At 45.5% G+C, this 15557-nt stretch carries 11 protein-coding genes; 7 read left to right on the top strand and 4 right to left on the bottom strand.

Annotated elements, in window-relative coordinates; translation table 11 throughout:
- Positions 1-139 precede the first annotated feature (139 nt).
- Both ON01_RS12160 and ON01_RS12165 read right to left on the bottom strand, forming a co-directional pair.
- On the bottom strand, positions 140-1582 hold the full coding sequence (locus tag ON01_RS12160; RefSeq protein WP_010531322.1) for an aldehyde dehydrogenase family protein: 1443 nt from the start codon (positions 1580-1582) through the stop codon (positions 140-142).
- Between the two features lie 24 nt (positions 1583-1606).
- The gene (locus ON01_RS12165; protein WP_010531323.1) at positions 1607-3238 is read right to left on the bottom strand and encodes an acetolactate synthase large subunit; all 1632 of its coding nucleotides are present in this window, start codon (positions 3236-3238) and stop codon (positions 1607-1609) included.
- Between the two features lie 172 nt (positions 3239-3410).
- On the opposite strand from ON01_RS12165, the gene ON01_RS12170 reads away from it, so the two are divergent.
- Complete coding sequence (locus ON01_RS12170) at positions 3411-5306, top strand: PrkA family serine protein kinase (protein WP_010531324.1); 1896 nt, start codon at positions 3411-3413, stop codon at positions 5304-5306.
- 300 nt (positions 5307-5606) lie between these two features.
- The gene (yhbH, locus tag ON01_RS12175; RefSeq protein ID WP_010531325.1) at positions 5607-6776 is read left to right on the top strand and encodes a sporulation protein YhbH; all 1170 of its coding nucleotides are present in this window, start codon (positions 5607-5609) and stop codon (positions 6774-6776) included.
- Between the two features lie 210 nt (positions 6777-6986).
- Here yhbH and ymzB read toward each other — a convergent pair whose 3' ends face one another.
- Both ymzB and gdhA read right to left on the bottom strand, forming a co-directional pair.
- The gene (gene ymzB, locus ON01_RS12180) at positions 6987-7334 is read right to left on the bottom strand and encodes a protein YmzB (protein ID WP_010531326.1); all 348 of its coding nucleotides are present in this window, start codon (positions 7332-7334) and stop codon (positions 6987-6989) included.
- A gap of 154 nt (positions 7335-7488) precedes the next feature.
- The gene (gene gdhA, locus ON01_RS12185; protein WP_010531327.1) at positions 7489-8874 is read right to left on the bottom strand and encodes an NADP-specific glutamate dehydrogenase; all 1386 of its coding nucleotides are present in this window, start codon (positions 8872-8874) and stop codon (positions 7489-7491) included.
- Positions 8875-9176: 302 nt separating this feature from the next.
- Here gdhA and ON01_RS12190 point away from each other — a divergent pair, with 302 nt between their 5' ends.
- The 5 genes from ON01_RS12190 (at position 9177) to ON01_RS12210 (ending at position 15554) form a co-directional block, all read left to right on the top strand.
- Positions 9177-10580 (top strand): SpoVR family protein, encoded by a 1404-nt coding sequence (locus tag ON01_RS12190; protein WP_138919788.1) that lies wholly within the window; start codon positions 9177-9179, stop codon positions 10578-10580.
- A 75-nt stretch (positions 10581-10655) separates the two neighbouring features.
- The gene (locus ON01_RS12195) at positions 10656-11411 is read left to right on the top strand and encodes an RNA polymerase-associated RTF1 family protein (protein WP_010531329.1); all 756 of its coding nucleotides are present in this window, start codon (positions 10656-10658) and stop codon (positions 11409-11411) included.
- Between the two features lie 80 nt (positions 11412-11491).
- On the top strand, positions 11492-11971 hold the full coding sequence (gene rlmH, locus ON01_RS12200; RefSeq protein WP_010531330.1) for a 23S rRNA (pseudouridine(1915)-N(3))-methyltransferase RlmH: 480 nt from the start codon (positions 11492-11494) through the stop codon (positions 11969-11971).
- 361 nt (positions 11972-12332) lie between these two features.
- Positions 12333-13838 carry a malate dehydrogenase (quinone) gene (gene mqo / locus ON01_RS12205; RefSeq protein ID WP_029329107.1) on the top strand — a complete coding sequence of 502 codons (1506 nt, stop codon included), beginning with the start codon at positions 12333-12335 and terminating at the stop codon, positions 13836-13838.
- Between the two features lie 300 nt (positions 13839-14138).
- Positions 14139-15554, top strand: coding sequence for a PQQ-dependent sugar dehydrogenase (locus ON01_RS12210; RefSeq protein ID WP_010531332.1), 1416 nt, complete (start codon positions 14139-14141; stop codon positions 15552-15554).
- Positions 15555-15557: the final 3 nt, after the last annotated feature.

Here is a 15557-nt window from a genome sequence, read left to right on the forward strand (position 1 = left end):
TCTGCTGATATTTCCTTTCTTCTGCGGATATTGACGTTTATCTGCTGATAAATTCCCTCTTCTGCTGATATTTCCCCTCTTCCGTCGATAACATTTTCCCTTGCTTAAGAAATGAAATAAGGCTTGAGGAGAACTGTCCTCAAGCCTTTTCATCGTGATGTTCCTTCAATTTTAGCCCGATAAATTTCGTTTCAGTCATGCCATCGACGGCGTATTTAACGCCTTCACGGCCGACACCGCTTTGTTTGACGCCGCCGTATGGGTGGTTGTCCTGGCGGTAAGTGGAGATTTCGTTAATCCAGACACCGCCCATCTCCAGCTGATCCGCTACTCGGAATGCCCGGTTGACATCCTTGGTAAACACACCTGCCTGCAGTCCGTAAATCGAATCATTCGAGTAGCCCACCACATCTTCTTCCGTATCAAATGGAATAACGGACACAATCGGTGCGAACACTTCATCCGCGATGATTTTCATGTTGCTTTCAACGTTGGTCATGATGGTCGGCTTAAGTATCGTTTCATCCCGTTCACCGCCTGTTGCTACTTTTGCACCGTTTTCGACCGCGTCGTCAATCCATTCTTTTGCACGTTTGGCTTCTTCTTCACTGATCATCGGTCCGATATCGGTTTCCTCTGATGCCGGATCCCCAATGGTCAAATCCTCTGTTGCTTTGATGTATTCTTTCAGAAATTGATCATAGATTGATTTTTGCACATAAATGCGCTGTGCTGAGATACATACCTGACCGGAAAAGGCAAAGGCGCCCTTGACGAGCTTATTGACGGCTTCATTGATGTTCCCGTCATCGAATATGATATTGGGCGAATTGGAGCCGAGTTCGAGCGTGACTTTTTTGAAGCCCGCTGATTCCTTGATCGAACGCCCGACAGGAAGGCTTCCGGTAAATGATATTTTGTGCACTTTATCATGCGTGACCAGCTTTTCGCCGATATCACCGGACCCCATCAGCAGGTTAAGCACACCGTCTGGGAGTCCGGCTTCATGAAATAATTTGGCTAATTTATACGCGGAGACGGGTGTGTTCTCCGCCGGTTTAAAAATGACGGTATTCCCTGCTGCAATGGCTGGTGCTATCTTGTGCAGTGACAGATTCAGCGGAAAATTGAACGGTGTGATGGCGGCCACGACCCCGAGCGGGATATGTTTGACCAGTCCGAGCCGGCCGTCGCCGTCAATCGCTGCATCCATCGGCACCACTTCACCGCTGATATGTTTGGCTTCTTCTGAGGCGAAACGGAGTACCTGAATCGCCCGCTGCACCTCCCCACGGCTGAAAGAGATCGGTTTGCCAGCTTCTTTCATGATGGTCTCGGCAAAATCGTCTGCACGTTCTTCCATTAAATCGGCTGTTTTGCGTAGGATATCTGATCGCTTATGTGCCGGCATGTCTTGCATTGTATGATGGAAAGTATCAAACGCACCCGTGACCGCACGTTCAAACGCATCATCCGATATCAGGGCAATCTCTTCTACTGTATCACCGTTATACGGGTTTTTCACCTTGATTGAATCATTGCTCGTATTGATTTCTTCACCGTTGATAATCGAGCCTATCACGATTTATTTCCTCCTTTCCAAACTTCAGCAAATAATGTCACCGAGTTTTTCGGTCAATTTCATATTTTCACTGTAATCCACCGGACAGTCGATGAAGGTTGGCTGGTTTGAAGCAGCGGCCTTTTCCAGCGCCGGTTTCAATTCGTCAGCTTTGGTAATGGTCATTACCTCAAATCCATATGAAGCGGCAAGCTGCTGGTAGTCTGGGTTACCAAATTTGATATAAGATGAACGGTCAAATTTCTTTAACTGGTGCCATTCGATTAGGCCATAGCCGTCATCGCGCCACATCAGGACAATAATCGGCAATTCAAGCCGTCTCGCTGTTTCCAGTTCTGCCCCGGTCATCTGAAATGAGCCATCGCCGCACACTGCGACAACATTACGATCAGGATGCACCATTTTTGCAGCAATCGCGCTTGGCACCGCAACCCCCATGGATGCAAGACCATTCGAGATGAGGCATGTATTCGGCTGATGGGTGTGATACATGCGGGCCATCCACATTTTATGGGCACCCACGTCCGAAATAGCGATAGCGTCTTCGTTTAAAACTTTACGCAAGTCAGAAATGATTTTCTGCGGTTTCACAGGGAAATGCGTATCTTCTTCAAAAGCCTCCAGTTCATTGAGCGCCTGCTTTCGGACATTGGAAACCCATGCGAAATCTGCGTTCGGGGATTCAATGTTTTCACCGAGCTGCTGCAGGTTTGCCGGAATGTCACCGAGAATATTAAGCCCCACCGGATAGTTAGCGTCGGTTTCGGCCTCTTCGGTATCAAGGTGAATAATCTGCGTATTGCTCCGGTTCCAATTTTTCGGCGGGTACTCCGCGATATCAAATCCGACCGTGATAATTAAATCGGACTCGTTAAAACCGCATGTAATATAATCGTTTCCGCCGATACCTGCTGTCAGTAGACTTAAATCATTCTCCCAGGAAATGGCACCTTTACCCATAAATGAATGAACAACAGGGATCTTTACTTTCCGCACAAACGCCCGGAATTCTTCGGTGGCCTGCTGGCGGCTGATGCCATTGCCGGCCAGGATGAGCGGATGCTCGGCTTTTTCAATCATGTTAACAGCTTGTTCGATAATGCTTTCGCTGGCTTTTGTATGGGGACGTTCATTCGGGTTTAGTGGTGTCGCCTTTTCGATATCCATTCCTGCGATGTCTTCCGGCAGATCGATATGGGTGGCTCCCCACTTTTCCTGTCCGGCCACCTGAAACGCCTTTCGGACAACTTCCGGCGTGATTTTGGCCGATTTGATCTGTGCATTCCACTTGGTCACCGGTTCGTACATATTAATCAGGTCATAATATTGGTGCGAAATTTTATGCTGGCGGTCAAGTCCTGCCTGGCCAGTAATAGCAACAAGCGGTGCATGATCCATATTGGCATTGGCAACCCCGGTCATCAGATTTGTGGCACCGGGTCCGAGCGTAGCCAGGCAGACGCCAGGTGTACCGGTCAGCCGGCCGTATGTTGCTGCCATAAAGGCAGCACTTGTTTCGTGCCGGGTGACGATAAACTCAATGTCAGAGTCGTAAAATGCATCCATCAGATCAACATTTTCCTCTCCAGGTACGCCAAAGACGTATTCAACGCCTTCCTGTTCAAGGCATTTGACAAGCAATTCTGCGACATTCATTGCAATCATCCTTTGTAAGATATGCTTGTTTTAGCTTTTACCAAAAGTCACGAATTATGAGTACAAAACCACTCATCTTAAGGAAAACCCCTGCATAGGCTATATAAAGTCTATTAGATGGAAGCTTATTGTCAGGTGAAGGCGGGAGAAAACCAGTTATGGAGGGAAATAAATGAATATACTCAACAAAGTTAAAGATCATCGTGAGGAAGAACAGCGCCTTAAGTGGGAAGGGACTTTTGCCGAGTACCTTGAGATTGTAAAAGAGAGACCGGAAGTTGCGCAAACAGCCCATTCGCGTGTTTATAATATGATAAAAAGTTCCGGCTTGACAGAAAAAGATGGCCGTAAGATGTATGATTTTTTTGGTGAGGAGATTTTTGGGCTGGAGGATGCGATTGAAAAGCTAGTGGAGGAATATTTTCATCCAGCGGCCAAACGGCTTGACGTCCGTAAGCGGATATTACTGCTGATGGGTCCTGTCAGCGGCGGTAAATCCACGATTGTGACGATGCTCAAACGCGGGCTTGAGCAATACTCACGAACAGATGAAGGTGCCGTTTATGCGATTAAAGGCTGCCCGATGCATGAGGATCCGCTGCACTTGATTCCGCAGCATTTACGCGATGATTTTTATGATCAATATGGAATTCGCATCGAAGGAAGCCTGTCACCGCTGAATGCGATGCGTCTGGAAAAGGACTATGACGGCCGAATTGAAGATGTAAAGGTGGAGCGTATCTTTTTGTCAGAAGATAGGCGTACCGGCATCGGCACGTTCAGTCCGTCAGATCCGAAATCACAGGATATTGCTGATTTGACCGGCAGTATCGACTTTTCCACGATTGCACGATATGGCTCGGAATCCGATCCGCGTGCTTACAGGTTTGATGGGGAGCTGAACAAGGCAAACCGCGGAATGATGGAATTTCAGGAGATGCTCAAGTGTGATGAGAAATTTCTTTGGCACCTCTTGTCACTCACCCAGGAAGGAAACTTCAAGGCTGGCAGGTTCGCCCTTATAAGTGCTGATGAACTAATTGTTGCTCATACCAACGAAGCGGAATACCGATCATTCATTTCCAATCAAAAGAATGAAGCACTGCAGTCGCGGATTATCGTCATGCCGATTCCGTACAATTTGAAAGTGACTCAGGAAGAACGCATTTATCAAAAAATGATTAATGAAAGTGACATGTCGCATGTGCATATTGCACCTCACGCCCTAAGGGTTGCTGCAATCTTTTCAATTTTGACCCGGCTTGAGGATTCGAAAAAACAAAGTGTGGATCTCGTTAAGAAAATGCGCCTTTATGATGGCGACAGTGTTGAAGGTTATAATCAGGTAGATGTCGATGAACTGCGGAAAGAATACCCTGATGAAGGTATGCGCGGGATTGATCCGCGTTACGTCATCAACCGGATTTCGTCAACGATTATCCGTAAAGAAGTGTCATCGATCAATGCCCTGGATGTTCTGCGTTCATTGAAGGATGGCCTTGAGCAGCATCCGTCGATTTCCGATGAAGACAAGGAACGTTATCTGAATTATATTGCTGTTGCCAGACGTGAGTATGATGAGATTGCGAAAAAAGAAGTGCAGAAGGCGTTCGTATACTCGTATGAAGAATCCGCGAAAACGCTTCTGGACAATTATCTGGATAACGTCGAAGCATATTGCAATAAAACGAAACTGCCTGACCCGCTGACAGGTGAGGAAATGAATCCGGATGAGAAGCTGATGCGTTCGATTGAAGAGCAGATCGGTATCTCGGAAAATGCGAAAAAAGCATTCAGAGAGGAAATTCTGATCCGCATTTCCGCCTATGCCCGCAAAGGAAAGCGCTTTGATTACAATTCCCATGAGCGCTTGCGGGAAGCAATCCAGAAAAAGCTGTTTGCTGATTTGAAAGATGTCGTTAAGATTACCACATCTTCACAGACGCCTGATGAATCACAGCTGAAGAAGATTAATGAAGTGATTGCCCGTCTGATTGATGAGTATGGCTATAACTCCGTTTCGGCAAATGAGCTGCTGCGGTATGTCGGCAGCCTTTTGAACCGGTAGATAAAGCCGGTTTTGTTCAACTAACATTCAGTGGAATAAACCGTTCCACTGAATGTTTTTTCACCAAGATGATTTCTGTAAGCTTACAGATGGCTTTGATAATGATTCTGCGGGGGAGCAAGCCCGGAAGACAGCGGAGAGCACCATCATAATAAGGCCCGTGATGAACCCGCAGAAAGCAATGGTGCACTGGTATATCAGCCGTGGTGCTGATTAATCATTTTACAAGGAAGCTTACGAATCAATAACTTGTTTGATGGACATTGCATAGACTGAATAAAAGCATGAGGAGGGGAATACGTGCAGGAAGAAAATAAAAGTTTCACTGTCTCGAAGGAAGATTGGTCCCTCCACCGCAAAGGCTACCAGGATCAGAAGCGTCACATGGATAAAGTGAAAGACGCGATCCGAAACAATTTACCTGATCTCATCAGTGAAGAGAATATTATCATGTCAAATGGCCGGGATGTTATCAAAATCCCAATCCGTTCACTGGATGAATACAAAATCCGTTATAACTATGACAAATCCAAACATGTCGGGCAGGGCGACGGTGACAGCGAAGTCGGCGATGTCATCGCACGCGACCCAAACGGTGGAGACAAAGGAAAAAGCGGATCCGGCAATGGGAAGAAGGCAGGCGATGCACCGGGAAATGATTATTATGAAGCAGAAGTGTCGATGGCAGAATTAGAAGAGGCTTTGTTCAAGGAGCTTGAGCTGCCAGATTTGAAGCAGAAGGAAGAAGCGGAAGTCACCACCGAAAAAGTCGAATTCAATGATGTACGCAAAAAAGGACTGATGGGCAACGTCGATAAGAAACGGACGATTTTGACCGCGCTGAAGCGCAATGCAATTGAAGGCGAACCGCAAATCTCGCCGATTTATAATGACGACCTGCGTTTCAAGACGTGGAACGACGTCGTGAATCCGGAATCAAAAGCTGTCATACTTGCCATGATGGACACCAGTGCATCAATGGGAACCTTTGAAAAGTATCTGGCCAGAAGTTTCTTTTTTTGGATGATGCGATTTTTGCGTTCAAAATATGAGCATGTTGAAATTGCCTTTATTGCCCATCATACCGAAGCAAAAGTTGTCTCTGAAGAAGCATTCTTTTCAAGAGGCGAAAGCGGCGGAACGATCTGTTCATCTGCCTATAACAAAGCATTGGAACTGATTTCAGATGAATACCCTCCGTCCCGTTACAACATTTATCCGTTCCACTTCTCCGACGGGGAAAACATCACATCCGATAATCCAAGATGTCTCAATCTTGTGAATGAAATTATGGATGTTTCCAATATGTTCGGTTACGCCGAGGTGAACATGTATAATCGTCAGTCAACGCTGATGCGCGCCTATCGCGAATTTGAAAACCCGAAATTTCGTCATTATATCTTAAAAGGCAAGGAAGACGTTTATCATGCATTAAGATCGTTTTTCAGAAAGCAAACAGCCTCTGTCTGAAGCCTCCGCCCCCGCGGGGGTTTCGTTTTTTGTTATCTGACCAGCTATAGCAATAACCAGCGAATTTGCGGCGATTTCGACTAAAACTATAGCGGTTTCACGTGAAACAATAGCGATAGGAACACTATCTATAGCGGTCCGCTGGGAACCTACAGCGCCCCCTGCCAAATCTTTAGCACGATCACCCTTTTATTTCCATTAGTCACCGCTTCACTCTTTTTCAATCTTATACACACCGCGGGAGGTGCTCAGCAAAAACTGCTTACCGTCAAACTCATACAATGTATTGTCTTCGAGCGGTATTTCGTAAACAGATGACGGCAGCGACTGGACATTGCTCGCATCGGTTTCAACCGTGCCTGTCCCGTTAAGCTGTAGCGCATGCATTGGTTCATAATCATCAAGTCGTCGTGTGTTACGTTCATAAGAAATACCCTGAAGCGTCATCAGTGTCTCATCCAAATCATCGAGTTCATGTTTGGAAATTTTGATGGTTTTACCGTTCCATTGCTGCAGTAAGTCATTGAAAGCTTCCACTGTTAAAAATTGTGCCTCCATAATCATCCCTCCTGCTTATAGATTGAGCGCAAATAGGATAATCATGCAGGCTAAAAGCGTGGTAATTTTTACAGTATCAGCCATTAAAAAAACTGCCTCATTTCTGAGACAGTTTTCTTGATGGGTTATTTTACTGGACTTTTTGAATAACCATTTAAATAACGCCCTGTGCTTTCATAGCGTCGGCAACCTTAAGGAAGCCTGCGATATTAGCACCGACGACGAGATTGCCCGGTGAGCCATAATCTGAGGCGGCTTGCATGCTGTTTTGGTAAATATTCTTCATAATTCCCTTCAACTTTTCATCGACCTCGTCAAATGTCCACATAAGCTTACTGCCGTTTTGGGCCATTTCCAATGCCGAAACGGCGACACCACCGGCATTTGCTGCTTTTGCCGGACCATAGAGAACATTGTTTTCGACGAATAAATTGAGGGCTTCCTGTGTCGATGGCATGTTCGCCCCTTCACCAACCGCTTTAACACCATTATCCAGCAATGTTTTGGCGGTTTCTTCGTCGATTTCATTCTGGGTTGCACACGGCAATGCAATATCACACGGAATCGACCAGATATTTGAGCAATCCTCCAGATACTGGGCGTTTGGATGCTTGTCGATATACGAGCTGATGCGCTCATCACCGGTTTCCTTCAATTCTTTCACGGTATCCAGGTCAATGCCATTTTCATCATAAATACAACCGTCTGAATCACTGCACGCTACAACCTTTGCACCGTATTCTGCTGCTTTTTCCATCGCATAGATGGAGACGTTGCCGGAACCGGATACGATCACCGTATGGCCTTTAAAGTCGAGGCCTTTATCCTTGAGCATTTCACGGACAAAATATACCAGGCCATACCCGGTCGCTTCTGTGCGAGCTAGACTACCGCCGTATTCGAGGCCTTTACCGGTCAGAACGCCGGCTTCAAAGGCGCCGCGCAGCTTTTTATATTGGCCGAACATATAGCCGATTTCTTTGGCGCTAACGCCGACATCACCAGCTGGAACGTCGGTCTCCGGTCCTATATGTTTATACAATTCTGTCATGAAACTTTGGCAAAACCGCATCATTTCCATATCCGATTTGCCTTTCGGGTTAAAGTCTGATCCGCCTTTCCCCCCGCCAATCGGCTGTCCGGTCAGGGAGTTTTTGAAGATTTGCTCGAACCCTAAAAATTTCACAATGCTCTGATTGACGGTCGGATGGAAACGCAACCCGCCTTTATACGGACCAAGTGCACTGTTGAATTGAACACGATACCCGCGGTTTACCTGTATCTCTCCCTGATCATCCACCCAGGGAACTCGGAATGATATGACCTTTTCCGGTTCCAGAAGTCTTTCAAGTATACCGGATTCCATGTATTGGGGGTGATGGGCCAGTACTGGGGCAAGAGAGTCGACTATTTCATTAACAGCCTGCAGAAACTCAGGTTCATGAGGATTGCGTTGTTCAGTGGCGTTATAAACTTTTTCTAGATATTGGTTGGCTATTTTCTGATTGTCTGTTTTTAAAGTTGCTTCTATTGTACTCATTGGTCATCCCCTTTTTAGTAAATATTGTAAAATTCACTGAATAAAAGTGACGTAATGATATTATTCTACATGAAAAAGCCCAAAAACACAAGATTTTACTGAATATTTCTAAAGGATTGACTATTTGTAAGCGCTTTAAAACCTGCTGTGCTCACGGTTTGGTCGTTGTGACTGATCTTGAATTCTTAAATGTGTCAATTAATTTGTACCTTCTTCTTCGTATACTGGTCAAAATTTCAATCCCCGGCTCATACACTATAAAAAGACTACTTGGAAGGATGATCATTTTGACGGAGACACAGATGCTGAATCGGGCAATTGATGAAATCACGGAAATAGCGACCGGCTTCGGACTCGACTTTTACCCGATGCGGTATGAAATATGTCCTGCTGATATTATTTATACATTTGGTGCATATGGTATGCCGACACGATTTTCCCACTGGAGCTTCGGCAAGCAGTTCCATAAAATGAAATTGCATTATGACCTTGGGCTGAGCCAGATTTATGAACTTGTCATCAATTCCAATCCCTGCTATGCCTTTCTGCTTGATACCAATAGTCTTATTCAAAATAAGCTGATTATTGCACATGTGCTCGCACACTGTGATTTTTTCAAAAACAATATGCGGTTTGGTAATACGCGGCGCGATATGGTGGAGAGCATGACGGCAACGGCCGAGCGGATTGAAAGCTACGAGATGATTTATGGACGTGAAGAGGTAGAACGTTTTCTCGATGCGGTTCTGTCGATTCAGGAGCATATCGATCCGTCGCTTATCCGGCCGAAATTGCCTGATTACGCGGAGGATGAAGAGGCACTAGAGCAGGAACAGCCTGCTGTGAAGACACCGTATGATGATTTGTGGAATTTGGATCAGTTAAAGCACAACAATAAGCCAAAGCTCGTCAAAAAGAGCCAGAAGAAGTTTCCGCCGAAACCGGAAAAGGACCTGCTGCTGTTTATTGAGGAACACAGCCGTGAGCTGGAGAACTGGCAGCGGGATATCCTAACGATGATGCGTGAGGAAATGCTTTATTTCTGGCCGCAATTGGAAACGAAAATCATGAATGAAGGCTGGGCATCATATTGGCATCAACGGATTCTGAGGGAATTGGATCTGACGCCTGAAGAAGCAATCGAGTTCGCATCACTAAATGCGAGTGTTGTGCAGCCTTCAAAGCAGCAGATCAATCCGTATTATCTTGGTTTGAAAATTTTCGAGGATATTGAAGAACGCTATAACAACCCGACCGAACACATGCGAGAACTGGGAGTTCAACCAAACTCAGGCAGGGAGAAAATGTTTGAAGTTCGGGAAATAGAATCAGATCAGTCGTTCATTCGGAATTATTTAACCAAAGAATTGGTGAACCGGGAAGATATGTATTTGTTTGAGAAGCAGGGCAGCGATTATACGATTACGGATAAAGATTATGAAAATGTGCGTGATCAGCTTGTTTCGCAGCGTGTGAATGGTGGATTTCCTCATATTACCGTGGAAGACGGCGACTATCTGCGTAACGGCGAATTGTATCTCATGCACGGCTATGAAGGCATTGAGCTAGACCTGCACTACCTGGAAAATGTCCTGCCGTATGTATATCAATTGTGGGGGCATAATGTCTATCTGGAGACAGTCGTGGAAGATAAGCGGGTATTATTCACATATAATGGTAAAAGTGTGCAGCGGAAGTTGTTGTGAGGGGTAGTCGATTGTCCCGCATCCATCCGCAATTGCATAGGCTATTATCAACATGCAATTAAGGGAAGTGATGATATGGGGCTGTTTATTAACCATAACGAACATCCCAAAGTCTTTAAAAATGACAGCAAAATCCTTGAACCGAATCAGGGATACTTTCACAAAGATAATTTCGCTGACATGCTCAATGAGCAGAAAGAAATTAATCAATCCCTAACGAATGCGTTTCACGAAATCAAAACACTGCATTATCGCCAGCAGCATGCCAACGCAAGTAAGTGGAAAAACATCGGTGATCAGCTGCAGGCGCTGAATGATCGCGAACACGAGCATCAGACGTTCGAGCACCAGGCGATGGAATGGCTGGCAACGCTGGATAAGAACAATCAAAAGCTGCAGCACATTCTCGAGAATGAAGATACGATGAGAAAGGAAGTTGCCGGACAGGTTGAAACGCTGAATGAATTCAGCCGAGACATCGTAGAGCGGCTGGCAGCATATGAAGTGGTCAATCAGGAGACGGCGCAGCAAATGAATGAGCTCGCCGCCATGAATAGAGAAATGGCCGATCGGGTCGCCGGACAGGATAAGGCACAGGAGGAAATGGTCGACCGGCTGGAAAGTCAGGAAGCCCTGATGGAAAAAGTCCAGCGACAAATCAGTGAATTTCGGTCCATCCTGTTTGAGCGGAGCAGCTATCTCGCTGAAAAGATTGAGGACAGCTATAACCTCACATCCTCCTACTTTTATAAGCTGGTAAGCGGATCCGACCAACCACTGACACTTTACATGGATCAGCGGAAAACCGGGAGCGAGCAGCAGCGTGATTGAGATGAATGGCGATACTTAAAGGGGTATCGTCATTCTTCTGTTATACTGGGAAAAATGAAACGAAAAAAGGATGAAAGTAAATGAACATCTCCATAATTGCCGTTGGAAAACTAAAGGAAAAATACTTGAAGCAGGGCATCGACGAGTACTTAAAGCGGCTCGGGCCTTATGCGAAAGTCCAAATTAAAGAAGTCGCTGATGAGAAGGCTCCGGAAAACATGAGTGACGCCGACATGCAGGAAGTGAAGCGGAAAGAAGGTGAGCGAATACTGTCCCACATCAGCCAGGACACCTATGTCATTACCCTGGATATCAATGGGAAAATGCTGACCTCAGAAAAATTCGCGGCCGAACTGGATAAACTCGCGACGTATGGCAAAAGTAAAATCGCCTTTGTCATCGGTGGCTCGGTCGGTATAAGCGAGGAGGTTCAGAAACGGAGCGATCTGGCACTGTCATTTTCCAAGCTGACATTCCCGCACCAGATGATGCGGATGATTTTGCTTGAACAGGTTTACCGAGCTTTTCGGATTATGAGGGGTGAACCGTATCATAAATAACCAGAAGATTTCCGTATTTCCAATTTCGTCCGCAAATTTAACGCTTTTATCTCCACTTTCTGCTTCCTATTCCATAATAAAAGCCGGGTTAGCCCTCTGAGGATGCGGGCAAACAGTAATTAAACATTTTATTCTAAAGCTAATAATGATACACTGTAATGTGGATATATTAGTCAGAAAAGATGGGCGACTGGATGCGTCCCTTTTTGACAGTTAAGAAAGTATTGATTCTTTCTTACTGCATAAGTGCAACTAAGGCTTTCGCCATTAATGTTTGGCGATAAGGCAAGTTTTCTAATGTGTGACGCCGGATTAAGAGCGCATCCTTTCTGCAAAACTCAACGGGTAAAGGATGAAAAAAATGAGTAATAGACAAATGTCATCAGATGTTATCCTGATCGGCGCGGGTATTATGAGTGCGACATTGGGATCACTTTTAAAAGAACTGGCACCAGAATGGAACATCACCGTTTTTGAGAAGCTCCAAAGCGCCGGTGCGGAAAGCTCGAACGTATGGAATAATGCCGGAACGGGCCATTCTGCATTGTGCGAGCTTAATTACACGCCCGAAAAACCGGACGGATCGATTGATATCAGTAAAGCCCTAAAGATAAATGAAAAATTTCAAGAATCAAGACAATTCTGGTCCCACCTGATTAATAGCGGCCATATTGATAACCCAGGGGAGTTCATCAGACCGTTGCCGCATATGAGCTTCGTTCATGGGGAAGATAATGTGGAATTTCTGAAGAAACGGTATGAAGCGCTTACTGAGAGTCCGCTGTTTGAAGGAATGGCGTTTTCCGACGACCCGGAAAAATTAGAAGAGTGGATTCCGCTGGTTATGAAAGACCGGAACGTCGATGAACCGATTGGGGCAACGAAAATCGACACGGGGACCGATATCAATTTCGGTGTACTCACCAGTAAATTACTGGACCACTTGGAAGAACAGAACGTAAATATTCAATACAATCATACAGTGGAAGACATCGAGCGCACTGATGACGGCTCATGGGAAGTGAAAGTGCGCAACTATGAGGATGATACCCTCGAATGCCATACGGCGAAATTCGTCTTTATCGGCGGTGGTGGCGGCGCATTGCCATTGCTTCAGAAAACGAATATTCCGGAAAGCAAACATGTCGGCGGCTTCCCTGTAAGCGGCCTGTTTATGGTGTGCAATAATCCGGATGTAGTGGCGCAGCATGATGCCAAAGTATATGGCAAGGCTGAGGTCGGTGCACCGCCGATGTCCCTGCCGCATTTGGATACCCGCTACATTAACGGCGAAAGAACATTGCTATTTGGCCCGTATGCTGGCTTTTCGCCGAAATTCCTGAAAACCGGATCAAACATGGATCTACTGGGCTCAGTCAAGCCGAATAATGCCTTCACCATGCTGGCGGCCGGTGCGAAAAACATGCAGCTTACCAGGTTCCTGGTCCGCCAGCTGATGTTATCGAAAGAACAGCGCATGGAAGAAGTACGTAAGTTCATCCCGGATGCCAAGAGCGAGGACTGGGATCTTGTGACGGCAGGTCAGCGTGTACAGGTGATTAAAGATACCGAAGAAGGCGGCAAAGGTACGCTTCAATTCGGTACGGAAGTCGTCAATTCAGAAGATGGTACGATTGCTGCACTGCTCGGTGCATCACCAGGTGCGTCAACCGCCGCTTCAATCATGCTCGAAGTGATCGAAAAATGCTTCCCGGATCGTTTAGACGAGTGGGAGCCAAAAATCAAAGAGATTATCCCGTCTTATGGCGTGTCATTAAGGGAACATCCAGATCTCATCCGTGACGTTCATGCGTCCACCGCAAAAGCGCTGGAATTGACAGATGAAAGTGAAGCAAAACCTGTGTAAATAGAGGATAAAGGAAGCATGTGACAAAGCAAGCGCATGCTTCCTTTTTGTTTCGGTAAAATTATTGTTCCTGCCATAAATAGATCAGGTCACGATTTTGCCCCCTAGCGAAAAGATCGATGCCTGGTTCAACCTCTTTATGTGTGATGTGTGATGTCACCCTTGCGTGACGACCCACTCTTGTTGTAGTACGGCGGATGGTAAGCGCCGGATTTATTGATGGCATTCAACATTTGGTACTTATAAAACACCTCCAATCATATTCTTATAAAGGAAAACGATAAGAAGGAGGTCAAGTTGTTGAATAGAGTTAAAGTTAGCTTACGGCCATTAGTAAGCAATTTAAATTTACCCACTGTTATGAAATCAACTGTACTTCCAGGTGACGCAATGGAAAGGTTATTTATCGCAACCCAGGTCGGAGAAATCTTTTGCATAGGGAACTCAGGAATTAAATCTTTTTTGGATATTCGAAGGCGGATCCTGGAACTGGGTACTTCTGGTGGTGGCTATGATGAGCGAGGTTTGCTGGGGCTGGCGTTTCATCCGGGATTTTATTATAATGGTTTATTTTATCTTCATTATTCAGTAGCTGGAACACAAGGCCCGGGCGCCCTTACTCAATCGTTTACTCCCGACCCGTGCGATTCTCAAACATTGAACCTAAGGTGGACAAATCGAGATACACAATATGATCATATTGATACGGTTGAAGAATGGGTTTTACAATCGAATGGTCAACCTCAAATGCGACGGACATTACTTAACTTAAGAAGACCGTTTTCGAACCATAATGGTGTTGATAGTTTAAACTTTTCACCTGAAACAGGAAAACTTGTTTTAACAATCGGAGATGGTGGGTCAGGCTATGATCCATTTAATTTAAGCCAGGACGATATGGAAATAGCAGGTAAAATAATTGAAATAGATGTAACTAAGAACACATCTGTTACGCATCCTCCCATCGTTACGCGTTTTCATGAACTGCCCACCCCTATTCAAGAGACACTTACGGTAATTGCCAAGGGGGTTCGCAATGTACCGGGGATTTCATTTCAAAGGTATTATAATCAGTATATAAAATATGTGGGTAATGTCGGACAGGAATTGGCAGAATCGATTTTTTCATTCATACCTTATCAACCAATACCGGTTCCTCAGCTTGTCCAAGCCTCTTTAAGAAATGCTGAACCTGAACGGGAAAGATTGATTAACCTTGGCTGGCGCGGATGGGAAGGAGCTTTGCCTACTTCAATTTTAAGGGACTGTACTGATCATCCGGATATGGATGAGAAAATAATTGCATATTACGATGAAACCATTAAAATTTCAGTGCATCGGGTTCATCCGTTAACCAGTTACTACCATCAGGATCCTCGTCCCGATAAGTTTCAGGGAACCGCACTTACGGGAGTTCACCCATATATGGGCAGAGACATCCCCACTTTAGCGGGAAGCGTTGTGTTTACTGATATTTTTCGAGCGAATGACTCCCAAACGCCTGCCAGAGGGGTTTTAGCTTATACCAGCGAAAGGCTGAATTGTAAACTGAATGATTTTAGTGTTATCGAAACCGATTATGATTTTGGGTCCGGGTCGGCCTATTTTGTTAGTTTGGGAGCGAACCCGGATCAAACCAGGTTATATTTAGGCGTTTATGGCTCTATGAACGTGACTGATTTTAACCAGGGCACTGTTTTTGAAATAGTGCCATGAATC

Origin of the sequence: Lentibacillus jeotgali, from assembly GCF_000224785.1 — a bacterium.
Taxonomy (GTDB): domain Bacteria; phylum Bacillota; class Bacilli; order Bacillales; family Amphibacillaceae; genus Lentibacillus; species Lentibacillus jeotgali.